Source organism: Corynebacterium sp. HMSC077G07 (assembly GCF_001809225.1).
Taxonomy (GTDB): domain Bacteria; phylum Actinomycetota; class Actinomycetes; order Mycobacteriales; family Mycobacteriaceae; genus Corynebacterium; species Corynebacterium jeikeium_D.
Genome location: NZ_KV796543.1, coordinates 40,878 through 67,653, shown reverse-complemented (window position 1 = coordinate 67,653; position 26,776 = coordinate 40,878). Strand labels below are relative to the sequence as shown.

At 58.2% G+C, this 26,776-nt stretch carries 32 protein-coding genes; 15 read left to right on the top strand and 17 right to left on the bottom strand.

The window, feature by feature from the left end; genetic code table 11:
- Nucleotides 1-126 precede the first annotated feature (126 nt).
- The 3 genes from HMPREF2562_RS08965 to HMPREF2562_RS08955 all read right to left on the bottom strand — a co-directional run bounded on the left by HMPREF2562_RS08965 (nucleotide 127) and on the right by HMPREF2562_RS08955 (nucleotide 3,116).
- A complete protein-coding gene (locus HMPREF2562_RS08965; RefSeq protein WP_070549888.1) occupies nucleotides 127-759 on the bottom strand; it encodes a GNAT family N-acetyltransferase in 633 nt (210 codons plus the stop codon).
- Between the two features lie 30 nt (nucleotides 760-789).
- On the bottom strand, nucleotides 790-2,061 hold the full coding sequence (glp, locus tag HMPREF2562_RS08960; RefSeq protein ID WP_005511382.1) for a molybdotransferase-like divisome protein Glp: 1,272 nt from the start codon (nucleotides 2,059-2,061) through the stop codon (nucleotides 790-792).
- Between the two features lie 80 nt (nucleotides 2,062-2,141).
- Nucleotides 2,142-3,116 (bottom strand): UTP--glucose-1-phosphate uridylyltransferase, encoded by a 975-nt coding sequence (locus tag HMPREF2562_RS08955; protein ID WP_016423265.1) that lies wholly within the window; start codon nucleotides 3,114-3,116, stop codon nucleotides 2,142-2,144.
- Between the two features lie 132 nt (nucleotides 3,117-3,248).
- Here HMPREF2562_RS08955 and HMPREF2562_RS08950 point away from each other — a divergent pair, with 132 nt between their 5' ends.
- The 3 genes from HMPREF2562_RS08950 (at nucleotide 3,249) to mscL (ending at nucleotide 5,242) form a co-directional block, all read left to right on the top strand.
- Nucleotides 3,249-3,923: a 5-formyltetrahydrofolate cyclo-ligase gene (locus tag HMPREF2562_RS08950; RefSeq protein WP_049189707.1), complete on the top strand. Its 675-nt coding sequence runs from the start codon at nucleotides 3,249-3,251 to the stop codon at nucleotides 3,921-3,923.
- Nucleotides 3,924-4,028: 105 nt separating this feature from the next.
- Nucleotides 4,029-4,574, top strand: coding sequence for an SAF domain-containing protein (locus tag HMPREF2562_RS08945; RefSeq protein WP_224433571.1), 546 nt, complete (start codon nucleotides 4,029-4,031; stop codon nucleotides 4,572-4,574).
- Between the two features lie 251 nt (nucleotides 4,575-4,825).
- Nucleotides 4,826-5,242, top strand: coding sequence for a large-conductance mechanosensitive channel protein MscL (gene mscL / locus HMPREF2562_RS08940; RefSeq protein ID WP_049189708.1), 417 nt, complete (start codon nucleotides 4,826-4,828; stop codon nucleotides 5,240-5,242).
- A 59-nt stretch (nucleotides 5,243-5,301) separates the two neighbouring features.
- Here the strand turns inward: mscL and HMPREF2562_RS10800 are convergent, their stop codons facing one another.
- The 7 genes from HMPREF2562_RS10800 to HMPREF2562_RS08910 all read right to left on the bottom strand — a co-directional run bounded on the left by HMPREF2562_RS10800 (nucleotide 5,302) and on the right by HMPREF2562_RS08910 (nucleotide 10,601).
- Entirely contained in the window at nucleotides 5,302-5,526 is a 225-nt protein-coding gene (locus tag HMPREF2562_RS10800) for a hypothetical protein (RefSeq protein WP_049189709.1), read from the bottom strand.
- 2 nt (nucleotides 5,527-5,528) lie between these two features.
- Nucleotides 5,529-6,098, bottom strand: coding sequence for a MogA/MoaB family molybdenum cofactor biosynthesis protein (locus HMPREF2562_RS08935; protein ID WP_126108175.1), 570 nt, complete (start codon nucleotides 6,096-6,098; stop codon nucleotides 5,529-5,531).
- A gap of 72 nt (nucleotides 6,099-6,170) precedes the next feature.
- Nucleotides 6,171-7,490 (bottom strand): S1C family serine protease, encoded by a 1,320-nt coding sequence (locus HMPREF2562_RS08930; protein ID WP_070549887.1) that lies wholly within the window; start codon nucleotides 7,488-7,490, stop codon nucleotides 6,171-6,173.
- 158 nt (nucleotides 7,491-7,648) lie between these two features.
- A complete protein-coding gene (locus tag HMPREF2562_RS08925) occupies nucleotides 7,649-9,205 on the bottom strand; it encodes a sensor histidine kinase (protein WP_049189711.1) in 1,557 nt (518 codons plus the stop codon).
- A complete protein-coding gene (locus tag HMPREF2562_RS08920; RefSeq protein WP_005511429.1) occupies nucleotides 9,205-9,897 on the bottom strand; it encodes a response regulator transcription factor in 693 nt (230 codons plus the stop codon). The genes HMPREF2562_RS08925 and HMPREF2562_RS08920 overlap by 1 nt, the downstream gene beginning before the upstream one ends.
- A gap of 242 nt (nucleotides 9,898-10,139) precedes the next feature.
- Nucleotides 10,140-10,313: a 50S ribosomal protein L32 gene (gene rpmF, locus HMPREF2562_RS08915; protein ID WP_005511439.1), complete on the bottom strand. Its 174-nt coding sequence runs from the start codon at nucleotides 10,311-10,313 to the stop codon at nucleotides 10,140-10,142.
- A 21-nt stretch (nucleotides 10,314-10,334) separates the two neighbouring features.
- Nucleotides 10,335-10,601, bottom strand: coding sequence for a type B 50S ribosomal protein L31 (locus HMPREF2562_RS08910; protein ID WP_005511390.1), 267 nt, complete (start codon nucleotides 10,599-10,601; stop codon nucleotides 10,335-10,337).
- A gap of 456 nt (nucleotides 10,602-11,057) precedes the next feature.
- Between HMPREF2562_RS08910 and rpmB the strand changes: the two genes are divergently transcribed.
- From rpmB to HMPREF2562_RS08875, 7 genes are all read left to right on the top strand, one after another.
- Nucleotides 11,058-11,294 carry a 50S ribosomal protein L28 gene (gene rpmB, locus HMPREF2562_RS08905; protein WP_016423274.1) on the top strand — a complete coding sequence of 79 codons (237 nt, stop codon included), beginning with the start codon at nucleotides 11,058-11,060 and terminating at the stop codon, nucleotides 11,292-11,294.
- 3 nt (nucleotides 11,295-11,297) lie between these two features.
- The gene (gene rpmG / locus HMPREF2562_RS08900; protein WP_005511413.1) at nucleotides 11,298-11,462 is read left to right on the top strand and encodes a 50S ribosomal protein L33; all 165 of its coding nucleotides are present in this window, start codon (nucleotides 11,298-11,300) and stop codon (nucleotides 11,460-11,462) included.
- Nucleotides 11,463-11,465: 3 nt separating this feature from the next.
- Nucleotides 11,466-11,771 (top strand): 30S ribosomal protein S14, encoded by a 306-nt coding sequence (gene rpsN, locus HMPREF2562_RS08895; RefSeq protein WP_005511414.1) that lies wholly within the window; start codon nucleotides 11,466-11,468, stop codon nucleotides 11,769-11,771.
- Between the two features lie 14 nt (nucleotides 11,772-11,785).
- Entirely contained in the window at nucleotides 11,786-12,037 is a 252-nt protein-coding gene (gene rpsR / locus HMPREF2562_RS08890) for a 30S ribosomal protein S18 (protein WP_005511410.1), read from the top strand.
- A gap of 165 nt (nucleotides 12,038-12,202) precedes the next feature.
- On the top strand, nucleotides 12,203-13,138 hold the full coding sequence (locus HMPREF2562_RS08885) for an AEC family transporter (RefSeq protein WP_049189712.1): 936 nt from the start codon (nucleotides 12,203-12,205) through the stop codon (nucleotides 13,136-13,138).
- Nucleotides 13,139-13,185: 47 nt separating this feature from the next.
- Nucleotides 13,186-13,911: a TIGR03089 family protein gene (locus HMPREF2562_RS08880; protein ID WP_049171307.1), complete on the top strand. Its 726-nt coding sequence runs from the start codon at nucleotides 13,186-13,188 to the stop codon at nucleotides 13,909-13,911.
- Nucleotides 13,912-13,964: 53 nt separating this feature from the next.
- Nucleotides 13,965-15,575: an FMN-binding glutamate synthase family protein gene (locus HMPREF2562_RS08875; protein WP_049171310.1), complete on the top strand. Its 1,611-nt coding sequence runs from the start codon at nucleotides 13,965-13,967 to the stop codon at nucleotides 15,573-15,575.
- Between the two features lie 20 nt (nucleotides 15,576-15,595).
- Here the strand turns inward: HMPREF2562_RS08875 and purE are convergent, their stop codons facing one another.
- The 4 genes from purE to HMPREF2562_RS08855 form a co-directional block, all read right to left on the bottom strand.
- Entirely contained in the window at nucleotides 15,596-16,072 is a 477-nt protein-coding gene (purE, locus tag HMPREF2562_RS08870; RefSeq protein WP_049171375.1) for a 5-(carboxyamino)imidazole ribonucleotide mutase, read from the bottom strand.
- Between the two features lie 117 nt (nucleotides 16,073-16,189).
- Nucleotides 16,190-17,479, bottom strand: a complete 1,290-nt coding sequence (locus tag HMPREF2562_RS08865; protein ID WP_080969567.1) for a 5-(carboxyamino)imidazole ribonucleotide synthase — start codon at nucleotides 17,477-17,479, stop codon at nucleotides 16,190-16,192.
- 30 nt (nucleotides 17,480-17,509) lie between these two features.
- Nucleotides 17,510-17,971, bottom strand: a complete 462-nt coding sequence (locus tag HMPREF2562_RS08860) for a YdbT family protein (RefSeq protein WP_049171313.1) — start codon at nucleotides 17,969-17,971, stop codon at nucleotides 17,510-17,512.
- A gap of 6 nt (nucleotides 17,972-17,977) precedes the next feature.
- The gene (locus HMPREF2562_RS08855; RefSeq protein ID WP_049171316.1) at nucleotides 17,978-18,835 is read right to left on the bottom strand and encodes a biotin--[acetyl-CoA-carboxylase] ligase; all 858 of its coding nucleotides are present in this window, start codon (nucleotides 18,833-18,835) and stop codon (nucleotides 17,978-17,980) included.
- Nucleotides 18,836-18,961: 126 nt separating this feature from the next.
- Here HMPREF2562_RS08855 and HMPREF2562_RS08850 point away from each other — a divergent pair, with 126 nt between their 5' ends.
- From HMPREF2562_RS08850 to HMPREF2562_RS08840, 3 genes are all read left to right on the top strand, one after another.
- Complete coding sequence (locus HMPREF2562_RS08850; RefSeq protein WP_049171320.1) at nucleotides 18,962-20,602, top strand: acyl-CoA carboxylase subunit beta; 1,641 nt, start codon at nucleotides 18,962-18,964, stop codon at nucleotides 20,600-20,602.
- A 105-nt stretch (nucleotides 20,603-20,707) separates the two neighbouring features.
- Nucleotides 20,708-22,336 (top strand): acyl-CoA carboxylase subunit beta, encoded by a 1,629-nt coding sequence (locus HMPREF2562_RS08845; RefSeq protein ID WP_016423283.1) that lies wholly within the window; start codon nucleotides 20,708-20,710, stop codon nucleotides 22,334-22,336.
- Nucleotides 22,333-22,593, top strand: coding sequence for an acyl-CoA carboxylase epsilon subunit (locus HMPREF2562_RS08840; protein WP_016423284.1), 261 nt, complete (start codon nucleotides 22,333-22,335; stop codon nucleotides 22,591-22,593). Before HMPREF2562_RS08845 ends, HMPREF2562_RS08840 begins: the two co-directional genes overlap by 4 nt.
- 136 nt (nucleotides 22,594-22,729) lie before the next feature.
- Here the strand turns inward: HMPREF2562_RS08840 and HMPREF2562_RS08835 are convergent, their stop codons facing one another.
- Both HMPREF2562_RS08835 and HMPREF2562_RS08830 read right to left on the bottom strand, forming a co-directional pair.
- Complete coding sequence (locus tag HMPREF2562_RS08835; RefSeq protein WP_016423285.1) at nucleotides 22,730-23,272, bottom strand: hypothetical protein; 543 nt, start codon at nucleotides 23,270-23,272, stop codon at nucleotides 22,730-22,732.
- A gap of 2 nt (nucleotides 23,273-23,274) precedes the next feature.
- Nucleotides 23,275-23,487 carry a helix-turn-helix transcriptional regulator gene (locus HMPREF2562_RS08830; protein ID WP_042388872.1) on the bottom strand — a complete coding sequence of 71 codons (213 nt, stop codon included), beginning with the start codon at nucleotides 23,485-23,487 and terminating at the stop codon, nucleotides 23,275-23,277.
- A gap of 159 nt (nucleotides 23,488-23,646) precedes the next feature.
- On the opposite strand from HMPREF2562_RS08830, the gene HMPREF2562_RS08825 reads away from it, so the two are divergent.
- On the top strand, nucleotides 23,647-24,249 hold the full coding sequence (locus tag HMPREF2562_RS08825) for a Maf family protein (protein ID WP_016423286.1): 603 nt from the start codon (nucleotides 23,647-23,649) through the stop codon (nucleotides 24,247-24,249).
- A gap of 66 nt (nucleotides 24,250-24,315) precedes the next feature.
- On the opposite strand, the gene HMPREF2562_RS08820 is transcribed toward HMPREF2562_RS08825, so the two are convergent.
- Nucleotides 24,316-25,374 carry a Cj0069 family protein gene (locus tag HMPREF2562_RS08820; protein ID WP_016423287.1) on the bottom strand — a complete coding sequence of 353 codons (1,059 nt, stop codon included), beginning with the start codon at nucleotides 25,372-25,374 and terminating at the stop codon, nucleotides 24,316-24,318.
- Between the two features lie 363 nt (nucleotides 25,375-25,737).
- On the opposite strand from HMPREF2562_RS08820, the gene HMPREF2562_RS08815 reads away from it, so the two are divergent.
- Entirely contained in the window at nucleotides 25,738-26,622 is an 885-nt protein-coding gene (locus HMPREF2562_RS08815) for a sulfurtransferase (protein ID WP_070549886.1), read from the top strand.
- Nucleotides 26,623-26,776: the final 154 nt, after the last annotated feature.

The window sequence follows — 26,776 nt, the reverse complement described above, 5'->3', positions numbered from 1 at the left end:
CGGCCCAAATACGCCACCCACATGCCCTTCCACAGAGGCATTTGCGAAGGCAGTCAGCGTATCTAGAGCGAATTCGCCCAATAGTAGAGTTGTCATCACCCTATCGGCGTGTGTTACTCAGACTACTCAGGCGCGCCGTTGCGGTGGGTATTTCTCCGCCTCTTCATATTGCGCGCGACCACTCGCCACGATGAGGTCCACTGCACTGTCCTCCCCCACCCGCGCATAGGTCAGATGATCGCGCCACGCGCCATCCATATGGAAGGCTTCCCGCGCCACGCCTTCGAACTCGAACCCACAGTTTTCCAGCACGCGTATCGACGGGACATTGCTGTCCAACACAGTCGCTTCAATTCGGTGGACGCCAACTCTCTTGGCATAATCCGACGCCAACGCCACTGCCGCAGTGGCGACCCCTCCACATGTAAAGCCGCTGCCGACCCAGTAGCCAATCCATGCGTGAGCGACGGGGAAAGGCGTAATACCGCCGAGTGTGAGCATGCCGGCGAACTGGCCGTCTACCTCAATGGTGGAGACAATCATGTCTCCCGCAGCCTCTGAACGACGCCAACTGCGCAGGTTACGGCGGAAAACAGAAGCCCTGTGGGCGTTATCCCAGTCGTCCTCGAGGGTTGGCTCCACGGGGCGCAAAATGGGCTCGTCACGCAGCCGCAGTGCCCGCCATGCAGAGGCATCAGAGCGCTCTGGCACACGCAGGCGGACTCGGCCGCCACTGGTTACTAGACGAGAAGTACGCACAGCAACAATACTCGCGGTAGTGGAGTGAGGTTAGGCCTGGCGCGCCATGAACAGCACGTCAACTACATCTCCCGGACGCACGTGCAGCACGTCTTCCGGAATCACGATGAGGCTGTTGGCTTCCGACATACCGGCCAATAGGTGGGCTTGTGCACCGCCGGAACCTCCCAGCGGCTGCACCATGTATTCGCCGGTCTCACGGTCACGCATGAGCTGGCCACGGATATACCCGCGACGCTTCTCCGCCGACTCGATCGGGCCGACAGCACGAGCTGTGACAGCGCGGCGGCGGGGATTGCGCTTACCCAACGCCAGCCGAATGAGGGGACGAACCATGACCTCAAAAACGACCAATGCGCCGACCGGATTCGACGGCAGGAGGAACGTTGGAATCTTGTCATCTCCCAGCAGACCAAAGCCCTGGACCGAACCAGGATGCATAGCGATGCGGGAAACATCAACCTCGCCCAATTCAGCCAGCACACGGCGAATCTGCTCACCCGCGGCACCGCCGACAGCCCCCGTGATGACCAAGAGCTCACTGCGAATGAGCTGGCCTTCGATGATTTCTCGGATGCGACGGGGCTCACCGGTGGCAATACCCACTCGGTGTACCTCGGCCCCGGCATCGCGGCCGGCTGCTGCCAACGCGTAGGAGTTGACGTCGTAGACCTGACCGAGCCCCGGCGTGCGGTCAACATCGACCAACTCATTACCAATGGAAATCACGGACATACGCGGCTTGGGGTGCACCAAAACCTTCGAACGCCCCACCGCTGCCAGCAATCCAACCTGTGACGGCGAAATCACCGAGTCCAAGGACACCGCCACGTCACCCGGCTGCACGTCGTCACCGACCTTGCGCACAAAGTCACCGGAGTAGACCGGATGGAGAACATTAACTCGACGGCCACCGCGGTCGGTCCAGTTTAGGGGCACGACGGCGTCGGCAAGCGATGGCAGCGGCGCACCAGTTTGTACGCGCACGGCCTGCTTCGGCTGTAGCCGCATCGGATGGTGAGATCCGGCTGTCACCTCACCGACAACAGGTAGCTCAACCTCGCGAAAATCAACATCACTCTGACGCGCATCCGGAGGTAAAGAACCAGATTCGCCGACGATATCGACAGCGCGCACCGCATAACCATCGATTGCTGACTGCACGAATCCCGGTAACGGCTGCTCAGCGATGACATCCTCAGCGCACAGCATGCCGAGGGATTCCGAAATAGCAACGCGCACAGGATCAGGCATCACAGCGTGTGCGGTGATTGCCGCCAACTGTTCTTCCACAGAACGCATGTTTTACCTTCCTCGGCACCAACCCGCGGTGCGCTTTATGGCTATTCAGCTTCTCAGTACAAGCCTCTATAAAAAAGGCTTTAAGCCTGTTCATCCTGCGCCAGACGCTGCTGCATGTAGTCGCGCAGCCCCTCGCCGTAGTCCGGATGCCTGAGTCCAAAGTCTACGCAAGCACGAATGAAGCCACCAGGATTTCCCAGGTCATGGCGGAACCCCTTGTGAACGACCACATGAACCGGATGCCCCTCTTGAATCAGCAACTCAATTGCATCGGTGAGCTGGTACTCGCCGCCCTTACCGCGCGGGATGCGGCGCAGCGCATCGAAGATGGCGCGATCGAGCAAGTAACGTCCGACTGCAACGAAGTTGGATGGAGCATCCGCAGGATCCGGCTTTTCCACCATGCCCTTGACTCGCTTCACATCGTCCCAGGCATCAGCGTCGGCTGCGTCTGCACCGAGCTCACCAGACTCCGCCGGGGTAGCGTCCTCGATATCGAAGACACCGTAGTTGTAGACCTCTTCGTGAGGAATTTCCAGCGCACACAGCACCGAACCACCAAAGCGCTCGCGCACTTCCGTCATCCGATCCATCACGCCCACTGGGAGCACGAGATCGTCGGGAAGCATGACAGCAACGCTGTCCTCATCGTCTTCGAGCAGCGGCTCTGCGACCAGCACCGCATGCCCCAGGCCCAGCGGTCGATCCTGGACAACGGATTCGACGCGGATAACCTCGGTGGCGCGGCGTACCTTCGCTGCAATTTTGTCCTTGCCGCGCTCGGCGAGAGTCTGCTCAAGGTCCGGGCGCGGGTCGAAGTGCCCAAGCACGCCATCCTTACTCGGCGCTGTGACAATAGCCAGGCGTTGCGCACCAGTGGCGGCGGCCTCTTCAGCAATCATCTCGATGCCCGGCGTATCAACTACGGGCAGCAATTCTTTCGGCACTGTCTTGGTGGCAGGCAAGAATCGCGTACCCATGCCCGCGGCAGGAACGATGACAGTTCGAACCGGAGTAGTCATGTCCGAACCAGACTCTTTAGACGATGAGACCATAATGGCAACGATACCTATATAACTTCCATTTGCTCGGAGGCTGACCCCGCTTTTTCAACGCATTAATCAGAAATTTTCTCCTGCGCTGACGACAGAGGTCGCTCCCCTACCTGACAGAGTAGGTTTGCAGGTATGGCTCCGCTTCCCGAAACCACGTCTGATTTCAAAGCCCGCACACGGCACGAGGTACTCGCCGCACGCGCCGCCAAGGGGCAGCGTGAGCGCATGCTTGACGACGAAGCACTGGTACAGCGGTTGCAAGAATGGTTATCCAATACCGTCGGCGACCTCGCAAAACCCATCATTGCCGCCTATGTCCCCGCTGGCGACGAACCCGGCGCAAGCGTTTCTAGTTCGACTGGTGGTGAGCCCGGCCAGGGCTTTGTGGAAGCTCTGGCCAACGCGGTTCCCGGAGCACGAATTCTGCTTCCCGTCTGCCCGCCCGGTCCACCACAACCGCTGCACTGGGGTTACTACAACGGCAGCTTCCACAAGGGCCGATTTGGACTCTTAGAACCTGTTTCGGTGGAAGACTCTGCTGACCCAGCTGAGCTGGGTGTTGCCGACGCCATTATCCTGCCGGCAGTTGCGGCCGACCCCGCAACCGGGATGCGGTTAGGGCGTGGCGCTGGTTACTACGATCGCAGCTTGGTTTTCGCTCGACGCGACGACGATACGGATGGAGCGAGAACTGCGGTCATCGCTGTTGCGGTTTTCGACACCGAATTGCGCACGGAGCTTGCCTACGATGAGCACGACATTCCTGCCGATTATGTGATCACGCCAGCGGGGATTTCACAGATTTAATGGAACCGATTCCGGGATTTTCGCGCCTAACTTAATATGAGCCCAAAATATTCGTCCCGGTTTCCGCGTCCATTCCGAAAGCTCCGCCCCACAACTATTCGGCGGATGGTTGCCCTCACTGTTTTCCTATGCGCAGTCGGCCTGGCGGCGGTGGAGTCATTGACACCCCGCAGCGGCCATATTCGGGTAGTGGTTAGCGCCAAATCCATTGCGGCTGGCGCATCGGTGGCAGAACAAGATGTGGCTTTCAAGGACATTCCCCGGGAGCTCGTTCCCGGTGGAGCCGTAACGGACATCGCCTCTGTGCGGGGACGCACCCTGGCCACCGGCATGTCACCGAGAGAGATAATTACAGAGCAGCGAATGGTCGGCCCGTCACTTGCCAAGTCGCTGACGGGGACGTCGGAAAGCAAAATTATTGCCATCACGTTGACTGATGCGGGCATTGTGTCCGCTCTTCGCACTGGTGACAGCGTGGATATTGTGTCGACAGCGGATGAGCGCGGGGTGGCGGCGCCGCTTGCACACGGGGCAAGGGTGGTCAACATCGTCGACGATGAGGTGGTCTTGGTCGCTCTGCCCACCGGCGCCGCGGAGGTGGTGGCTGCGACATCGCTAGCATCTCCGCTCACACTGTTACTCGCGGGTTAGTGACCAAAATCTCACTGGTTCAAAGATTTTATGGTCCTGAACAGTGTTTTTCGCATAAAGTTGACTTGTCCCATAACTTAGCGAAGGGATACAATGGACAGGCAATTCAAAACTACGATGAGAGCTAAGAAGAGTGGCACTGCCAGACATCGCACTGCCCCGTCTCTGAAATCGTAGGGGCCTGCACTGAGCAACGCGATGACTCACAGGTCTCGTTTGGTTTGTTCCGTTTCTACAGAAGGAAATTTCCTATGCTTAAGGGCTTTAAAGAGTTCATCATGCGCGGCAACGTCATCGACCTGGCGGTCGGTGTTGTCATCGGTGCTGCGTTCACCGCAATCGTCACTGCTTTCACCGACAGCCTGCTCGAGCCGCTGCTGAACACCATCGGTGGCGCTGAGGTCACTGGCCTCGGCTTCGAAATCATCAAGGGCAACCCGTCGACCTACCTTGACTTCGCAGCTGTCATCACCGCAGTCATCAACTTCCTGCTGGTCGCAGCGGTTGTCTACTTCGTCATCGTTGCTCCGATGAACAAGTTCAACGCGATGCGTGAGGCTCGTCTGGAGACCTCCGCTGAACCGGAGGTCACCGAGGCTGACCTGCTGACTGAGATTCGTGACCTGCTGGCAGAGCAGAACGGCAAGCCGAAGACGGAGCTGAACTAGCCTCTAGCTGCTAGTTGCAGGCTTCCGATAAGAAGCGAACTAACGCTTTTACACAGCGCTCATCCCCAATGGGGTGGGCGCTGTTTTGTCCAGTAGTCCGCATCAAAATCACGAGCATCCTCCGGGGATTCATCGTGATAGTGCACTGTGCGCGCAGTTTTCGCACTGCGCGACTGGGCAAAGTTTTTCGCCGGTGCACCTGCGCGGCGACGCTGCCTACGGCTGCCACTGCGCGGCGCGGCTTGCTCTTGCTCAGGCTGATTGGGCTGCTTAGCGTCGCCCATTCCTAGACGCTCCAGCGGCAGAGATCGTCAAGCACATGTGAGACCAGCGGGAGAATTGTCGCCATGCCATCGCGCACTGCAGCGCGAGACTCCGCGAGATTGACAATCACTGTCTGACCGGACACACCGGCCAAACCGCGGGACAGACCGGCATCCAATGCGCCAGCTCCCATACCGGAGTTACGAATAGCCTGCTCGATGCCCTGCAGTCGCACATCGAGAACCTTGCGAGTGGCATCCGGGGTCTTCGCACGAGGCCCAACACCAACACCGCCCACCGTAACGACCAAATCTGCGCCACCGACAACAGCGGTATCTAGGGCCTTCCGGATCTCACGCTTCACTGCACCCGTACTGACCACAGCATCGACCGAGTAGCCGTCTTCTTCCAACAGCTCAACCATGAGCGAAGCCGCACCATCCGGGTTCTCAAAATGGTCGCCCACGAGGACAACAAACGCATTTCGAACCTGGCCGTCGTCGTTGATAAGACGCTCCATCTCAGCGAGGTTGACGTCACTTGGCTCAGTACTCACGGTTTCACTCATCTGCTCTATCTCGCTTTCTCCCACAGCTTTTCACTCGAAGTTTCACTCGAAAACTCTTCTACAGATGGTGAGGTACTAGCTCCACCACGCTGCCTATCAATCCTGGGCTTCTACCAAGGTGACATCGACCGTTCGCTCGTTGCCGCCTCGCTCATCTGTAACTGTAAGTGTGACAGAATCCCCAATCCGATGCGACCGAATAGCCGCAATTAGTGCAACGCCGTTGTCAAGTGTGCGGTCATCAACCTTGGTAATCAGGTCACCATCTTTCAGTCCCGCCTTATCAGCTGGGCCGTCTGGCGTTACCTCTCGCACCAGTGCACCACGTGCAATCGGACGCGAATCAATCTGGGCACCAATGACAGGCATCCGCGCCTTACCGGAATCAATCAGGTCTTCCGCTATGCGACGAGCCTGATTAACCGGAATTGCGAAACCAAGGCCAATGCTGCCCGCCTGTTCCGATGCCTCACTGTTAGAGGCAATCACGCTGGGCACACCGATGAGGTTGCCTTCCATATCCACTAGCGCTCCGCCGGAGTTACCCGGATTAATCGCCGCGTCGGTCTGGATTGCATCAATGACCGAGGACTGACCGTCTTCACCAGCGGCGGTCACTGGACGGTTTTTAGCGGAGACAATGCCCTGCGTAACAGTGGAGGTCAGTCCCAGTGGCGAACCAACGGCCACCACTTCCTGGCCAACCTGGACCTGCGAGGAGTTACCCAGAGAGATTGGGCGCAGCCCGTTAACACCTTCAATTCGAATAACGGCAATATCAGTCGCTGCATCCCCTGCAACCAGAGTTGCCGGGTGCGTGGTGCCGTCGGAAAGCAGGACTTCCATATGTGCGTCCGGACCTGCGCCTGCGACGACGTGATTATTCGTCAGCACCAGGCCGTCGGACGACAGAATGGAACCTGAGCCCGACGCCGTGCCCCGCTCCGAGACAGTGGTGATGGAGACGACACTGGGAAGGACCTTCTGCGCGACCTTCTCCACGGACCCCTCAGCTGCTGCTACCTGACGGGTTTCCGCAGGCTTATCCAGCGCGTTGTCCGCGGGAGCCGACGACTGCGAGTTGTGAACTACCCATGCGCCGACACCGCCACCAATACCGGCCGAGCACAGCATCAGGGCAGCGACTGCCAGCGCCCCCATGCCCTTAGCCCCCTGGGCACCCTTGGTCTTCTGCTGATTGGCCGCAACATCCCACTCTGAACCGCCTCCGTAAGCGCCGTTCGGCTGAGACGGGATGGTGTTGTAGTGGGAATTCTCCCAGCCGCGCTCGTCGGCAGAAAACTGGTTTGTCTCACCAGCATTCCCCATGGCACGGTTCTCGCTGAAGTTGTGAGACTGCGAGGAGTAGTGTCCCCGCTCATCTCCTCGCGAGGAATCGTTGAAAGAGTTGCTCATACGTAATACCTTGCACTGTCTGTCTAACAATTGGCTGAGAGCAGTCTGCAGTCTCGCCGAAAATTCCCCGAATGAAACACCGAATCCCCGCCACGCACTTCCTTAAAAGGCTGCGCGCAGCGAGGATTACATCAGCTTTGACGTGGGGTTATGCGTTTCTAGCTAGGCTCTTGAGCGGAATCGGAGTCGTCACCTTTTCCGCTGTGCGGACTGCCCGGCAGCGTTACTCTCATCAAGGCACCGCCATCATCGGACTCATCGGCAGTAATCGTACCCCCGTGGCGGACGATGACCGACTTCACAATGGCCAAGCCCAGGCCGGATCCAGGCATCGACCGCGACTGAATGGAACGGTAGAAACGCTCGAAGACCTTGTCTCGATCTTCCTTCGGGATACCTGGCCCCGAGTCCGCCACCGTGAATTCAGCAACAACCTCGCTGAGCGGCGTCAGACGAACCCGCACGGTGCCATTTTCTGGCGACCACTTTGCAGCATTGTCCATCAAGTTCAAAACTGCGCGACCAAGACCCGCCGAATCCCCGTAGACATACCACGGAGCTGTCTGCACATCGAAAGTAATGTCCGGACGACGACGCTCAACACGCGCCAGCGACGTGGAAATGATTTCGTCGACATCGACATGCTCAATAACCTGTTGCGGGCCATCTTCGCGTGCCAGATCAACCAGGTCACCGACCAGCGTCGACAGCTCTTCCAGCTGTGCGATGACGTCAGCTTCCAGATCCGCGCGATCCTCATCCGAGATTGCCGCTCCCGAACGGGAGGCCATCATCAGCAGTTCAATATTTGTGCGTAACGACGTCAGCGGAGTCTTCAACTCATGACCAGCATCTGCAACCAGCTCCGCCTGCTTAATGCGCGACGCTTGAAGTGCAGCCAACATCTCATTGAAGCTGCGGGTGAAGCGCGCAAGCTCATCGTCGCCCTCCACAGGGATTGGGCGCAGCTCGTCGGTTTCCGTCACCCGCTCCGCAGCAATGCGCAGCCGAGTGACCGGGCGCAGACCCGTTGTTGCCACCGTAATACCTGATCCGATTGCGAAGAGGATTCCGATAGCAGAGATACTCAGCAGCACTGCACTGAGCGCTTTCAAGACCGACTGCGTCGAGCTCAGATCCTGCGAAAGGATCAGCGTCGCACCGTCTTCGGAGCGGACGGCGTATACACGACGGCCGTTGTACTCATCGGTGCGAATCGATTCCTGTCGATTCCCCCGCAACACCGCAAGTTCGGGGCCACCAATAGAGATTGAGCCACCGCCTTTGCCCGCCACACTGCCGTGGGCAAAGTACACCGCGTCCAAATCGGGGTTCAGAATCCTGTTCGAGTCCGCTTCAAAGGAGGGGCCAATGGCAAACTCCGAAGCGTACGGTGACATCAGCAGCTTTTCCGCCTGGCTACGGAGGTTACTGTCCACCTCGCGGTATAGCGCTGCCTGCACAGTAAAAAATGCAGCCAGCGTCATCAGCCCCACCGACATCGCCACAATGAGCGCTGTCAGAATAGTCAGCCGCCAACGCAGCGAAGGGATACGCGAGCTCCGCGGCAGGCCGGGAAGCGATTCCCCTGCCATCGTCTCAGTATTCGCGGACTTCTCTTGCTTACCGACGGTACCTTGCCCCGGATTGACCTCCGTGGCAGAACGCTGATTTGATTGCACGCCACCGCCGGTCGAACGACGACGGCGCAACATCACGGTGCGGTCTCCCGCATCACATAACCGACACCACGAACGGTGTGAATCAGACGCGGCTCTCCCTCTGCCTCAGTCTTACGACGCAGGTAACCAATGTAGACCTCCAGCGCATTGCCGGACGTCGGGAAGTCATAGCCCCAGACATCCTCCAAGATGGCGGTACGGGAGAGTACACGCCGCGGGTTGCTCATCAGCAATTCCAGCAGCGCAAATTCTGTACGAGTGAGGCTAATGCGGCGTTCACCGCGGAAGACCTCACGAGTTTCCGGGTCCAAGGAGAGATCCTCAAACTGCAGAGTTGCGGCATCCTCCATCGCAGGCACTTCCAAAGCAGAACGACGAAGTAGCGAACGGACACGAGCGAGCAGCTCTTCCAATGCGAACGGCTTGGGCAGGTAGTCATCTGCGCCGGCATCAAGACCAGCTACGCGCTCGGAGACCGAATCACGTGCAGTCAACATCATGACCGGCAGATCATCGCCTTCGCTGCGCAGCCGACGGCAAACATCCAGGCCGTCCAGCTTCGGCATCATGACATCCAAAATGGCCAAATCCGGACGATCCTTGGCAATCTTTTCCAAGGCCTCTGCGCCATCCTCGGCGAGCTCGACCGTGTAGCCATTAAAAGTCAACGATCGCCGCAACGCTTCGCGTACCGCTTGATCGTCATCAACTACCAAAATCTTCATACTGCCCATTGTGCCTTGAAAATATAAGGTGAGTGTAAATGTGACACAGATTCTTCGTGAGAGTGCTCCCATAAAACCTGGCCATAGAACTGAAAAACCTCACCCCATCGCCGAGTACAAGCGATGGGGTGAGGTTTAAAAAGCTCTTTATCAACTGTTCCTTACACACTGAACGCGCTCTGGGCGCTCGAAGCGCTCTTCGGTTCAGCGAGGAACGTTGTCAGCATCCTAAAAGATGCGCGTTAGAACTTCTCGACGTCAACCAGGCCGAGCTGAACAGCCTTGGCGATGCGACGAGGAACGTTGTAGACGCGACCGTTTACCTTGACTTCCTGGAGAGCGACGTTGTTGCTCTTCCACTGGGAACGGCGAGCGCGGGTGTTAGCACGCGACATGCGACGCTTTGGTACTGCCATTTTCTTATTCCCCTCCTATTCTTAGTTCTTCTTCGCGCGGCGAATGCGGTTACCGTAACGGCGCTGGAACTTCTCGACGCGACCAGCGGTGTCCATGACACGCTGAGCACCGGTCCAGAACGGGTGCGACTCGCTGGTGACGTCAACGACGATCAGCGGGTACTCGTTACCGTCTTCCCACTCGACAGTGCGGTCGGAGGTGGCGGTGGAACGGGTAAGGAAAGAGTGACCCGTGCCTGCGTCCTTGAAAACCACCGGGTGGTAATCAGGATGGATGTCCTTCTTCATTAATTCTCGTTTCCCTCAGGATTGAACTTCAGGTCGCTTTCCCCCAGCTAAGAGTGAGAGAATCGTGCCTGAGTTGGGTACGAACACGACTTACAATGACACGCACCGGGTCAATATTTCTATAAACCGGCATGTGACACTCGATGGAATATTACAGGCTCGAGCCCGAAAATTAAAAAAGGGCCCTGCACTAACGCCCGTCGACAAGCACGAACTCTATGACGACACTCGAGAGTCGCACCGAGAAAACCACAGTGGAACAGCGATTAGGTTATCCCGCAACTCGTGTGTAAACTGTTCTCTCGCTGTTGTCTAGTTATTCGTTTACGCGCTCAGCGTCGAGTGTCAGTGGGCAGCGCCCCGGAAAAGGCCAGGTGGATTCCTCGGTTATTCAATAGTCCGGCGTGGCGCACCAGTGATGTCGGCATTGGGCGGCAAGGAAGCAAAGGAATCCCTATGTCGGCGATTTGCCAGGTTACGGGACGCAAGCCGTCTTTCGGCAAGACCGTGTCCCACTCCCACCGGCGCACGTCGCGCCGTTGGAACCCCAACGTGCAGCGTAAGAAGTTCTACCTCGCCTCTGAGGGGCGTCACATCACTCTGAATGTGTCCCCGAAGGGTCTGAAGACCATCGACAAGTACGGTATCGAGGCTGTTGTTGCTCAGATTCGTGCACGTGGGGAGAAGATCTAAAAAATGGCACGTAATGACATTCGTCCAATCATCAAGCTGAAGTCCACTGCGGGCACCGGTTACACCTACGTGACCCGTAAGAACAAGCGCAATACCCCGGACCGTATCACCATTAAGAAGTACGATCCGGTTGTCCGCAAGCACGTCGAATTCCGCGAGGAGCGCTAATTCATGGCTAAGAAGTCCAAGATTGCCAAGAACGAGCAGCGCAAGGAAATCGTCGCTCGTTATGCAGAACGTCGCGCTGAACTGAAGCGCATCATCAAGTCCCCGCACTCCACTGACGAAGAGCGCATGGACGCACAGTACGAGCTGAACCGTCAGCCGCGTGACGCGTCCCCGATTCGCGTCCGCAACCGTGACGCTGCAGATGGTCGCCCGCGCGGCTACCTCCGCAAGTTCGGTCTGTCCCGTGTCCGCGTTCGTGAGATGGCCCACCGTGGCGAACTCCCGGGCGTCCGTAAGTCCAGCTGGTAAGTCGAGGAGCACCAATGAAGCGCAATCACTCTAACAAGAAGGCGCGGATGGAGCAGTCCCGCCGCCCGAAGAAGAACCCGCTCAAGGCCGCAGGCGTTGAGAAGGTTGATTACAAGGACATTAACCTGCTCCGCCAGTTCATCTCTGACCGTGGCAAGATTCGTTCCCGCCGCGTCACCGGTCTGACTCCGCAGCAGCAGCGCCAGGTCGCTACCGCTGTGAAGAACGCCCGCGAGATGGCACTCCTGCCGTTCACCAGCCGCTAAAGATGGCTGGTCGGCGGGAGCCGATCATTCGAATACCCGCCGAAAGGCCTTATTTACGCGCTGGCCGCATGACGATACATGCGATAACAGCGTAAAACGGACTCAGTCCTTCCCCACCAAGGGGATTGGATTGGGTCCGTTTTTTATTGTCTAAAATATGCACTTATGCCCGCTCTCACCGAAATATTCACCGGCTTTGGTTCCGTCGCAGTACTGATCATTGTTGGCTGGTTGTTTGGGCGCAGTGAGATCGTCGATAAGCGGGCATCTTTTACCCTGAATATGGTCGTGTTCTGGATTGCGATGCCGTGCATGCTCGCGCACACGCTCGCGACGGCGGATTCGGCGAGCATCTTCGGTTCGGCGTTTGGCGTCGCGGCACTGTCGGCGCTTGGCACGGCGGCGTTTTACCGGATCTTTGTGGCACCCATGTTCAAACAGCGCGGCGCCGATGCTGTGGTCGGCGCGATGTCGTCGAGTTACAACAACGTCGCTAATCTCGGCGTGCCCATCGCTGTCGCAGTGCTTCACGACGCTACCGCCGTCGTCCCAGCCCTTATCTTTCAGATTGCCTTCTATGCGCCCGCTTCCATGACCGTGCTGGAAATCCTCACTAACCGCGGCCATTTCCGACCGCGCAATGTCATCATGGCACCGCTGAAGAACCCGATCTTTCTGGCGGCGATGGTGGGACTTGCGGTTAATGCGTTTGCTATCAAACTACCTCAGTTCGTAGCGCATCCAGTGGGGCTATTGGGGCAGGCCGCGGTGCCAATGGCACTTTTGGCCTTCGGTATTAGTTTGCATGGCATGCCGTTTATGGAAGCCGGCCGCTCCCCTCGTCGCGCCGTCGTGGTGGCGTCTACGCTGAAGCTTTTCCTGCACCCCGCGCTGGCTCTCCTGTTCGGCCATTTTGTCTTTGGTCTCAGCGGGCATGCGCTGCTGGCAGCTGTGATTATCGCCGGCCTGCCGACAGCCCAGAACGTCTACACCTTCGCCTCCCGTTTCGGCCGGAACCTTGAACAGGCGCGCGATTGTGGCGTGATTACGACAATCGCCTGCTTGCCGACGGTCCTTTTGTTCACCCTGCTGTTGAGTTAGGGGACTCTTCCCGACGGCCTGGAGAGAATCTCGTTACCCTTGGAGGCGTGGAGATTCTGAAGACACTTCTCGAGGCCGACCCGTCCGTGCCTCGTTTGACCTGTTATGACGAAACTACCGGCGGTCGTACTGATCTATCGGCCCAAACTCTGGACAACTGGGCCAGCAAGATCGCCAACATGCTGCACGATGAGTTCGACCTCGTCGCCGGAGACCAAGTATGGATTGACTTGCCGTTGATTTGGCAGTCCGCCTGCATCATCCTGGGCTGCGAGCGTGCTGGCGTCACCGTTAGCGATGAGGAGCCGCTGGTCGTATTCACCACTGTCAGCAACGTCAGCACGTGGGAAGAGAAGTTCCCAGATGCCTACCTCGCAGTGCTTACCGACGATCCCTTTGGCCGCGGTGTCGTGGAATGCGGTGATGATATTCCACCGGGAGTCATTGACTTTGGTCCGGAAGTTCGTTTCCACCCAGACGCATATCTAGGCGCAGGCCCGGACTCCGACCAAACCCCCGTTATTGGGGAAAAGTCGGCTGCAGAACTGCTTTCATCTGCTGGCGATTATGCGGACGAGATGCAGCTCACGCCCGGTTCCCGCGTCGTTTCCGACGGCTGGCTGGTGCCTGATTCTTCACAGGTCACCGCAGATAAATGGGCATGTAATGTGCTGTCGGCTTGGGTTCGTGGAGGTGCTGCCGTCGTCGTGCGCGGTGGCGATAGCGAGCGTGTCACTGCTATTTCTACGGCCGAAAAAGCCCGTGTGATTTAGTCGCAGCTGTCCCGTCGAGAAGCGCTCTAAGTAGTCGCGATAACCTGGAAACCGTGATTACCCGACCATATATTCTTGCGATTCTCGCCCTCATCAACGTCTTGGGCGCACTGGCTGTATGGGATCTGAGCCCATGGTGGTGGATTCTGATGGCCTTCATCCTCTTCCTGGATGTTGTGGCTATCTATGACATGCTTCAGAGGAAGCACTCCATCTTGCGGAACTTCCCGGTCATCGGCCATCTGCGCTACATGGGTGAGACCATTCGCCCTGAGATGCAGCAGTACTTCATCGAACGCAACTTCGACGGCGCTCCATTCGACCGCGATACCCGTACCGTGGTCTACGAGCGTGCGAAGGGGCTGTCCTCGAAGAAGTCATTCGGTACTGAGCGAAAGATTAATGCGCCCGGCTACGAGTACGTCCGCCACTCGATGGCGCCGAGCCAGCACGTCATCGAGGATCCGCGCGTAGATATTGGCGGTCCGGACTGCGCCCAGCCGTACTCAGCGTCTATCTTCAACATCTCAGCCATGAGTTTCGGCTCTCTGTCCCCTAACGCTGTCATGGCAATGAATAAGGGCGCGAAGCTGGGCAACTTCGTACAGGACACCGGCGAGGGCGCTATCAGCCCTTACCATTTGAAGTATGGTGCCGACCTCTATTGGCAGCTGGGTTCCGGTTACTTCGGTGCGCGTACCGAGGATGGCGACTTCGATCCGGAGCTCTTCCGCGAAAAGGCTAAGATTCCGCAGGTCAAGGCAACCTATCTGAAGGTTAGCCAGGGCGCAAAGCCTGGACTCGGCGGCATGCTGCCAGGTCACAAGGTCAATGAGGAAATCGCGGCTACTCGCCACGTACCAGTTGGCAAGGGTGTGATGAGCCCGCCGTACCACCGCGTCTACTCCACCCCGCGTGAACTTGTTCGGTTTATGGGCACCATGCGCGAGCTCAACGGTGGCAAGCCGGTCGGTTTCAAGCTGTGTGTTGGCTCCCAGCTTGAGTTCCTCGCCGTGTGCAAGGCCATGCTGGAAGAGAACATCACCCCGGACTTCATCATCGTCGACGGCGCTGAAGGCGGCACCGGCGCTGCACCGCTGGAATACTCCGACCGCGTTGGCCTGCCGCTTACCGACGGCCTGATTCTCGTCCATAACGCGCTCGTAGGTGCCGGTCTGCGAGATCGCATTAAGCTCGGTGCGTCCGGCAAGGTCATTACTGGCTTCGATATTGTGAAGCGCATGTGCATCGGTGCTGACTTTGTGAACTCGGCTCGCGGCATGATGATGGCCACCGGCTGTATCCAATCTCAGCTATGTCATACAAACACCTGCCCGGTGGGTGTGGCTACCCAGGATCCGAGCCTGTGGAAGGCCCTGGATGTCGACGACAAGGGTCAGCGTGTGGCCAACTATCACAATGCCACGGTCGCGGAAGCAGCTAGCCTATTGGCATCGATGGGCCTGAATAGCTTCTCTGAGCTGGGGCCGTCCCACCTGCTGCGGCGCACCAATGAGCAGGTCGGTGAGACCTACGCGGAGCTCTACAACTGGCTGCAGCCAGGCGAGCTGCTGAGCGGAACTCGCTTCCACAACTGGGCCGAAGCCTGGGAGACCGCCGACCCGGACACGTTCCACTACCCCGCAGTTCATATGCGCGGGTAGTTCGGGGCTGGTTGCGCGCCCTACTCACCCATCAGCTTCTTGCGCAGACGCTCGTCCTTTTCCAGGACCTGATCGCGCATGTTGGCCTGGTAGTTCTCCATCGCCACAATGAGCTCCGGGTAACCGGCCGAGAGAATACGCACAGCCAGCAGGCCAGCGTTCTTAGCGCCGCCCACACCGACGGTTGCCACCGGAACGCCGCCCGGCATCTGAACGATTGACAGCAGGGAATCGACACCCTCCAGGTTCTCCAACGCGCGTGGCACGCCGATAACCGGCAGCGGAGTGGCCGACGCAACCATGCCCGGCAGGTGTGCTGCACCACCGGCGCCAGCGATAATGCAGCGCAGCCCCTTGTCAGCGGCGGACTTTGCGTAGTCAATCATGCGTTCCGGAGTGCGGTGTGCAGAGACCACACCTACCTCAAAGGGAATTCCGAACTCAGCCAAGACCTCCGCTGCGGGCTCCATGGTCGGCCAATCCGAGTCCGACCCCATAATCAGACCGACCAGCGGACCGGTTACGTTGGCCAACTTCGGGCTTGCCACCTGGTTTGCTTCAGCCAATGTTGTCTCCTTGAGATAGCAATCTAATTCTTATACAGCGCCAGCCACCTATGCGGTGTAGCCGTCTGCCCACACGCCATCGACGATGTAGCCAGCAGCGAGGTTGGCAACCCGCCGGGTCTCCGCGATGCCTTCCGGGCTTGCGTCGTAGCCGCACAGGTTGACGTGCCCCAGCTTACGTCCAGGGCGCCAATCCTTCCCGTACCAGTGAATCTTCGCTGATGGGAAACGACGCCATACCTCAGCAAAACGCTGTGAAATAGGTACATCCGAGGCCTCATCGCCACCGAGCGTATTGACCATTACCGTCACCGGCGCAGTCGGGCGAGTGGAACCCAGTGGCATGTCAGCAACTGCACGCAGGTGCTGCTCAAACTGGCTGGTCTCACAGCCGTCCTGCGACCAGTGACCAGTGTTGTGTGGCCGCATGGCCAACTCGTTGACAAAAATCTCCGGATTGCCGTCAGCATCGACGGTTTCGAACAGCTCAACTGCCAGCGCGCCGGTTACTCCCAGCTCGGAAGCGATGGTCACACTGAGCTTTTCGGCCGCTCTCGCAAGGTCGTCGGCAAGCCCTGGCGCCGGGCAGATTGCCTCAACACAGATGCCGTCACGCTGCACGGACTCGAGGACCGGCCAGGCCTTGACCTCGCCCGACGGCGTGCGCGCACACATGGCCGACAACTCACGAACCAGCGCGACCTTCCGCTCGGCCATCAGCGGCACATCTTTGCCCAACAGCTCGTCGACAAGCGTGCGCAGATTCTCGCGGTCCTTCGGGAACCACACGCCGTGACCGTCGTAACCGCCGCGGCGAGCCTTCAGGCAGACGGCACCGTCAACGCGGTCGAAGAATGCTTCGGCATCCTCGGCGGACTCAATTGCAGCGTAGGCAGGTACTGGAGCGCCCAGTTCCTCCAGGCGCTGGCGCATCAGCAGCTTATCCTGCGCGTACAGCAACGCCGACGGCTGAGGCTGAACCGAGTAGCCCATCTCGGTCAGCTTGTTGAGGAATTCGGTGGGAACGTGCTCATGGTCGAAAGTCACGGCCTGCGCACCGGCGACAGCGCGCTCAACATCTTCCCAGACGTGGTAGTCGCCGATGATAACGTCCGCACACACCTGCGCTGCGGAAGCATCCGGCGAACCGGCGAGCAAACGGATGGACTGTCCCAGCTCAATGGCCTCAGTCTGCATCATACGAGCCAGCTGACCGTCACCAATCACCGCCACAACCGGCACGCCATCAGCATGCGCGGGATGCTGCGCAGCAGTTAGCGCTGCAGCGGAATTAGAAGTGGAATTAGTGGAGTTTTCAGGGGTATCCGAAGCAATCACACCCCTGATTGTAGGTTATGACCCAAAATTCTAAGTCAACCGGGAGACCAACTTAGCCACCTTACGAGAGCTGGGAATATCTTCCACAGCCAGCGGCGGGCCGAAACTGCGGGTGTGCAGATACAGCACGCCGCCCTTGCGATTGACCGCACGTACCGAACGCAGATCAATCGAGACCACCTGCGGGCGCAGAATGCCACGGCGCAGAATAATTCGCCTATCAGTTAGTACGAACCGCTCCCCCAACCAACTTAGTACCGGACGAACGACGCGCCAGAGAATAAGCCCCAGCCACGCGAAGAGCAGCAGCTGACGCACACCTTGCAGATCTCCCGGAGCAATCGCAGGGCCGTCGATAAAACCAATCAGCAACCAGCAGACGCCCGTGATAACCATGAGTTCCAAGAGCGGCCACACCAGCCGACCAAAAGTTGGATTGGTGTCCAGCAGAATTGCCTCGCGCGTGTCCAACTCATCATCGGGAAAGGTCATACAGCACTACCCCCGCTCCGAATCAGCCTGCGGGGACGCATAGCCGCCGTCAGTGGCACGAACATGGAACACGTCACCGGCCGCAACAAAGTGACTTGTGCCAGCTTCATCGGTGACGATCAATTCGCCGTCGGCACGCACGCCAACCGCCTTGCCCACCAGCACGCGATCCCCCGGCAACTCCACGCGCACGTTCGAACCGATGGTCGCGCACACCGCCTCGTAGTCCCGCAGCAGCTCCGCATCGCCCTTTCGCCACTGCGCTTGACGACGTCCCAGCGCACGCAGCACACCAGCGGAGATGTCGTCGCGGTCGAGGTTTTCCGCTCCCGCCAGGTATAGCGAAATGGCGTGTGGCACCGGCAGCTCATCTTCCTGCAGGGAAACGTTGACGCCGATTCCCGGAATGAGAATTGGCGGTGTCAGCGACGCGGCCTCCACCAGAATTCCGCAGAGCTTACGACCGTCAACCAGGACATCGTTCGGCCACTTCAGGGAAACGCGTTCAGGCGCAAGACCCGCAACTTCCACAACAGCATCGACAACTGCGAGGCCCGCGACTAACGGCAACAGACCCAGTTGCTCGGGTGCGAGCCCTTCCGGGCGCAGCAGCGCGCTGAGTGCAATGGACGCACCCTTCGGGGCCGTCCAACTACGACTCAGTCGACCGCGACCTGCGGTCTGCTCCGAGGCGATAAGCGCACTGAGATCTGCCACCTGCCCCAGTGCCGCCTGTTTCCGAAGATCAGCGTTGGTCGAACCAGTGGTTTCGACAACCTCAATGGAATTCCAGCCCGGCGCGGCTGCGCGCACACGCGTGGCGTCAAGAGGCTTGCGGGAAGCAACAATCCTGGGGTTGGTCATGCACAGCAGTCTAGCGCCATGGCCGGATTCACTGAGTCGTGACCTTTCTCAAGAGCTCTACAGCGTGAGAATCATCACAGCTCGCCTGCTTTACTATTTTCCTTCCCAAACACTACATTCCATAACATGACTATTTCCTCACGTTTGGCGGCGGAGCAACACACCACCGCTTTCCTCAATGAAGACCTTCTACGCCGACGCACTGCTGCACTGACTCCGATGGGGTCGCGGGGCTACGACAAGCTCAAACTGACTGAGCGCATGAATGCCCGCGAGCGCATTGACTACCTGCTGGACGAAGGATCTTTTGTCGAATTTGATGCGCTAGCCCGCCACCGCACTACCGCATTTGGGATGGAAGCCAAACGCCCCGCGACCGACGGAATCATCACCGGCTGGGGAACCATAGACGGCCGTGAGGTCTGCATCTTCTCTCAGGACGGCACAATCTTCGGTGGTGCACTCGGAGAGGTCTACGGCGAAAAGATGGTCAAGATTCAGGAACTTGCCATCACTACCGGCCGCCCCCTTATTGGCATGTACGAAGGTGCCGGCGCCCGCATCCAAGATGGCGCAGTCTCACTGGACTTTATTGCCCAGACGTTCCACCACAACGTTCGCGCCAGCGGCGTCATTCCGCAGATTTCAGTCATTTTTGGCGCCTGCGCGGGCGGAAATGCCTACTCCCCAGCACTGACGGACTTCGTTGTCATGGTGGAGGAAAACTCCCGTATGTTCGTCACCGGCCCTGACGTAATCGAAACAGTCACAGGCGAAAAAATCAGCCAGCACGAGCTCGGCGGCGCCGACACCCATATGGAGATCGCCGGAAACTCCCACTACACCGCCGCTAGCGAGCAGGATGGACTCGACTGGGTCTGCGATTTGCTCGACTACCTCCCCAACAACACAACCTCCCCCGCGCCCAGCTGGGATTCCGATGCCAGTGACGAAATCACCGACACCGATCGCACCCTCGACAGTCTCATTCCCGACAGCCCATCCACGCCGTACGACGTGCACGAAGTCATCTACGCGCTTTGCGACGATGCGGAGTTCCTGGAAATCCAGGAAAACCGAGCAGCCAATGTCGTGATTGGCCTTGGCCGTCTCAACGGTCAATCTGTTGGGTTTGTCGCTAATCAGCCCATGGAATTCGCGGGCTGCCTAGATATCGATGCAGCGGAGAAGGCCGCGCGATTCGTCCGAACCTGCGATTGTTTCAACATTCCACTCGTCTTTCTCGTAGACGTACCCGGCTTTCTCCCCGGTTCAAATCAAGAACACCAGGGAATTCTGCGCCGTGGCGCTAAATTGCTCTATGCGTATGCAGAAGCAACCGTTCCTAAAATCACCGTCACCATGCGCAAAGCCTATGGCGGCGCGTATTGCGTGATGGGATCAAAGGGGCTCGGCGCGGATGTAAATCTGGCTTGGCCGACGGCACAGATCGCCGTGATGGGCGCCTCAGGCGCAGTACGCTTCCTCCATCGTGCCGAGATTCGAACCGCCACCGAAGCAGCTCTCGCAGCAGACCCAGCGGCCGATAGATTTGGCACTCCCGAGAGTGTGAAAGAACTCATTGCTGAACTGGAAATGGGATACGAGCAACACATGCTCACGCCTTATCGTGCCGCCGAACGGGGGTTAATTGATGAAGTCATCCTCCCCTCCGAGACACGAACTCGAGTGATAAAAAATCTGCGCCTGCTAACTTCAAAGAAAGTACCGTGGCCTGCGCGCAAGCACGGCAATATTCCACTGTAAGAGCAGGCTTTTTGCTGTACAACGAGCTAGTCATTACCCCTACTTTTGTTAACAGCGATTGCCCCCAACTACCTCCCCCCGTTTTCGAAACGTAAACTAGTTGGTATGACGACTGCCGCAAATACATCAACCGGTGAAACCCCGGATTTGACCACTACTGCTGGAAAGCTGGCCGATCTGCGAGCCCGTCTCGCAGAGACCCAGGCTCCAATGGGCCAGGCCAGCATTGACCGCGTCCACGACAAGGGCAAGATGACCGCTCGTGAGCGCATCGAGTTCCTCTTGGACGAGGGCTCGTTCGTGGAGGTTGACGCTCTCGCACGTCACCGCTCCAAGAACTTCGGCCTCGACGCCAAGCGCCCTGTCACTGACGGTGTTGTGACAGGCTACGGCACCATCGATGGCCGCCAGGTCTGTGTCTTCTCGCAGGACGGCGCCATCTTCGGTGGCGCGCTCGGTGAAGTCTACGGTGAAAAGATTGTCAAGATCATGGATCTGGCCATCAAGACCGGTGTCCCAATTATCGGCATCAACGAGGGTGCTGGTGCCCGCATCCAAGAGGGCGTTGTTTCCCTCGGCCTCTACTCCCAGATTTTCTTCCGAAACACCCAGGCTTCTGGTGTTATTCCACAGATCTCCCTGATCATGGGCGCCTGCGCTGGTGGCCACGTCTACTCCCCGGCTCTGACCGACTTCATTGTCATGGTCGATGGCACTTCCAAGATGTTCATCACCGGCCCGGACGTTATTAAGACCGTCACTGGCGAAGAGGTCACACAGGAAGAGCTGGGTGGCGCTGGTACTCACATGAGCACCTCCGGTACTTCGCACTACACCGCCGCTGATGACGAAGACGCTCTGACTTTCGTTCAGGAATTAGTCAGCTACCTGCCGTCCAACAACCGCGCTGAGGCTCCTCGCATGGAGGCTGAGCCGTTCGAGGGCTCCATCGCTGACAACATCACTGAGACTGACCTCGAGCTCGACACGCTGATTCCGGACTCCCCAAACCAGCCGTACGACATCAAGGACGTCATCACCCGTCTGGTCGACGACGAGGACTTCCTGGAAATTCAGGAGGACTACGCACAGAACGTGGTCATCGGCTTCGGTCGCGTGGAGGGTCGCTCGGTCGGTTTCGTCGCCAACCAGCCGATTCAGTTCGCTGGCTGCCTCGACATCAAGGCATCCGAGAAGGCGGCTCGCTTCGTCCGCACCTGTGACGCCTTCAACATTCCGATCATCATGCTGGTTGACGTTCCAGGCTTCCTGCCGGGCACCAACCAAGAGTTCGACGGCATCATCCGCCGTGGCGCCAAGCTGCTGTACGCATATGCTGAGGCCACCGTCCCGAAGATTACCGTCATCACCCGTAAGGCCTACGGCGGAGCTTACTGTGTGATGGGCTCCAAGGACATGGGCGCTGACATCAACCTGGCATGGCCGACCGCTCAGATTGCGGTCATGGGTGCTTCCGGCGCTGTCGGCTTCATCTACCGCAAGGAGCTCAAGGCTGCTGCGGCCGAGGGCAAGGATGTCGTCGCACTGCAGAAGGAGTACGAGGCAGAGTACGAGGCCACCCTGGTCAACCCGTACATGGCTGCTGAGCGCGGCTTCATCGACGCCGTTATCCCGCCGAGCGAGACCCGCGGCCAGATCATCGAGGGTCTGCGTCTACTGGATCGCAAGGTTGTTAACGTACCCGCCAAGAAGCATGGGAACATTCCGCTGTGACCGATTCCAAAAACACCCCAGCAACCGAAGACAAGGACGCCGCTACAGCCCCGGCTGCACCGTTCATGTCCGTCCTCAAGGGCAACCCGTCTGACGCTGAAACTGCCACGCTCGCGCTTTTGTTCGCAGGTATGGCAGCAGCCGGCGGCGCCCCAGAGGACCGCGGCCCGCGCAACAACTGGGGTCGGCTGGAAGAGGGTTTCCACCAGCCGCACCAGCACGTACCGGGCACGTTCCGCAACGTCCATTTCTACTAGTACAGCTACCGCTTAGCGCGTAGTCGTTACCGCACGCTAGCTGCGTCGATTCGCTAGCACAAAGCGCCACCATCGGGTTTTCCGATGGTGGCGCTTTGGTTTTTGTTACTGCCTTAGCCTTGACCACTGCTTATTACTAGCGTTGTTCACCCAGCGACTCGCCATCAAACTCGTCATCGAGCTCCCGGTCCAGCCGACGCTGATCACGGTTGCGAGCTACCGGCCACACCACCTTGAACAGGAAATACACAAACGCCAGACCGATGGCAGCACCCACCACAGCGCCGGCAATGAATCCCCACGATTCCGATAGTGCCCCACCAGCGCTTGCCTCAGAGAGCAATTGCACTCTGATAAAACCAATCAGCCACAGCCCAATGACGGCTACGAGTGCTGCAATCTCGCCTTTTGTAAGACCATTAATCTTCGGCATTGGCACTTGACGTCGCAACCACCGCTGCGAAAACAGGAGTCCAACCAGCGGCATCAAGATGATTGCCACTGTCACGCCCACCATCTTTGGCTCTGGAATGAGCCAAATCAGTACCGTTGCAAGCACGTAGTTAGCCCACATCATCATTGTGAACCCGTACGTGTAGGACTTATGCAGCAACATCTGCTGATACTCATCGTCCACCGTGGCGCTGTTGCGTTCAATTACGACATCCGCATAGGACATTGTCAGTATCCTTCCTCACCAAAAATTTCTTCGACTGTTTTTCCCAGGACCTTGCAGATACGCAACGCCAAATACACCGAAGGCGAGTAATTTCCCCGCTCGATATTTGCAATGGTTTGCCGCGAGACCTCCACCTGCGCGGCTAAATCCGCTTGGCTCAGCTCCAACCAGCGTCGGTATCTCCTGACCTGGTTCGAACGTTCTTCCCCACTCATCTGTGTACTTTCTTTAACTTGATGTCCACTTTACTTTACATCACTAGAAGGCAGCTGCCATCTAAAAAAATCTGCCTGTTCTTACAATCGGGCCAACCCCACGCATGTTTGCCACAAAAATTAGGCTTTACGATTCCGCCCTCACTAAAATCACTAACTATGAGCAGCCCCCGAATCGTCTTGGCTTCCACTTCCCCTTCGCGACTGCACATTCTCCGCTCTGCAGGCATCGAGCCCATCACAGTAGCGCCCAACGTCGACGAGGATGCCGTAATCACAGCCCTTCCGGACGCATCGCCGGTACGCATCGTCGAGGAACTCGCGCAGGCCAAGGCACACGCTGCCTCTCCGGCCTACCCCAATGACATTGTCATTGGCGGGGATTCAATGCTGCTTCTCGACGGGCAGTTGCAGGGCAAGCCCCACACGGAAGAAAAGACCATTGAGCGCTGGCATCAACAGAGTGGCCGGACGGCTGAGCTGATTACTGGTCACTGTGTCGTGACACCAAAGGGCGAGCACCTTGAGGTGGCGATTACTTCCCTCGATTTCGCTGAAGTCCCAGAAGAGGACATCCGTGCCTACGCTGCGACGGGCGAGCCGCTGAAGTGCGCTGGCGCGTTTACTTTGGAGGCTCTAGGCGGCTGGTTTGTCGATGGCATCAATGGCGACTCATCCAGTGTGATCGGACTGTCGCTACCTGTCGTGCGCCGAGCTCTGTATCGCTACGGCTATTCGGTCTCCCAGTTCTGGAATCGGTAGGCATCGCAAGAACCGTCGAAAAGCAAAAACCGCACCAATTTGGTGCGGTTTTCCTAGCTGTTGAGACTACTTGTTAGCAGCCTCAACGCGCTTGATGGCCTCCTGAGCAACAAGCTCCTGGATACCCATATCCAGCTCGGAGGTGAAGCCAACACAGGAGCAGTTGATCTCGCCGAGAACGTAGGTGTCCTCGCCGTTCTCGCCGTCTGCCAGCATGAAATCAGCGGTCCAGATCAGCGGGATATTGTCGCCACCGAGGTTCTCGGCAATGACCGGGCGAGCCTCAGCAAACATGTCGATGAGGTCCTGCCACTCTTCCGGCTTGTTGTAGGTGTACTTCGCGCCAGAGAACAAGGTTGCGGAGAAAGCGTCGCCGCCCTCGGCCGGCTTCTTGTGAACCACGAAGACCGGGTGCGGGCCGACCAGCAGAATGCGAATTTCGCCTTCGGTGATGCGCGGCATGAAGCGCATGTCCACAAGCATGCCGTTATCGCCGATGATGTACTGGTCGCAGAAATCCATGAACTCGCCGAGCTCACGAGTCTCAGTGTGATTGTCCACGGCCTCGGTGCACTTCAGCTTGGTGTTTAGCGGCAGCGGGGTGCCCGGCTCAACGTTCTTAGCAACCTCTTCGTCAGCGATGCGCACGCGCCAGATGCCGGATCCGGTGGAGCCACGGTTCTGCTTAAGGACGCGCTCGCCGTAGGACAGGGAGGTCGGGAAAGTGCTGTGGAATGCCTCGACGTCGTAGTAAGCAGCGGTGTCAGACGGAACCAGGTCAGTATCCTTGAGCTTGACCAGTGCGTCCTTTGCGCCGTAGGCCATCATCTCGCCCGGGGTGGACATACCAACCAAACCAGCGACCGAGAGACTGGTCAGAAGCTCGAAGTAGCCCCTCTCACCACCCGGGATGTTGCCCGGGTTTACGCGGGAGATGTAGCCGTCGAAGTTCTGGGAGACGTAGTCGTACAGGTCGTCCTTCCACTCCGGTCGGTAGTAGACGACCTCAGCGGACCAACCGGCTTCGCGGATAGCGTTGACGATTGGCATGGTGTCCTTGCGGTGTCCGTCGAAGTACTTGTCCGAGCCGCCCTCGATCTCGAATACAACAATGTTCTTGTGCACAGGCACTCCTTTTAAGAAAATACATGGACTTCCGGCACTCAATTGTCTCCGTAACGCAGCGAATACCCAGGCAGATAGCCCATTTCAGCCCATTTTCCAGTGATACGAATCAACACAGTTTTTGCGCTAACTCTCAGCTAAATTTTAGGGCACTACCTGGACTCCAAGCGCGCTGAAAACACTCCTTTTACCCCCAACTGTGAGGCGTATCCCAGGGTGGCCGCGGACGCAATTGTGACCGTCGGAAAGCGCTCACACCGGGGACTATTCCGCCGTTCGCCACGCGACCCGTAAACTAGATATGCAATTGACGATAAACGTCAGAAAGTCCCACCCACCCAACTTGCGCCAAGGGAGTATCCGATGGCTGTTCCGCACGACCCGCACCCCCAGTTCCAGCAGTACGCCCACCCTGAGCGCCTCGTCTCTAGCTCCTGGCTTGCTGCCCGACTGGGCTCTCCCGGTCTGCGCGTTGTTGAATCCGACGAGGACTCACTGCTCTACGACATTGGACATATTCCGGGCGCGGTTCGCATCGACTGGCATCACGACCTCAACGATCCCGTGCGGCGCGACTATATCGACGCCGAAGGCTTTGCCGAGCTTATGCGTGAGAAGGGCATCTCGCGCGATGACACCGTCGTGATTTACGGCGACAAGTCCAACTGGTGGGCCGCTTACGCACTCTGGGTCTTCGAGCTTTTTGGGCATCCCGACGTGCGCCTGCTTAACGGTGGCCGCGATGCCTGGATGACTGAAGAACGAGACACGAGCTTCGAGGTCCCCAATTACCCACGCACTGACTACCCTGTCGTCGAGCGTGATGACAAGACACTGCGCGCCTACTTCAGCGACACACGTGAGCTCATTGGAAAGGCTCCGATTATCGACGTACGCACTCCGGAGGAGTATGCCGGTGCGCGAACCCACATGGTCGATTACCCGCAAGAAGGTGTCCTGCGTGGTGGCCATATTCCAACCGCGGTAAACATTCCATGGAATCAGTCCGTTCACCCGAACTCGCGTTTCCGCGATCGCGAAGAGCTCGAGCAGATTTACGCGCACGTCCAATTTGAAGATGAGGCGATTGTCTACTGCCGCATCGGCGAGCGCTCCGCGCACACCTGGTTTGTACTGCACCACCTGCTCGGCCACGAGAATGTTCGCAATTACGACGGCTCGTGGGTTGAGTGGGGCAACATGATTGGCATGCCCATTGCCCACGGTTCGGAGCCGGGAAGCCTGTAGGCGATCGATGCAACCGGTGGGCGCTTCCCCCACCGTTTTTTCCAGCGTCAGTGGCTGACGCTACATCGGAGATTTAGTTTCCCCCTGCCGCCCCCAATCAAGGGGGCGGCAGTTGCACTCTTGGGTGATAATTTTAACCACAAACCTAGGTTTT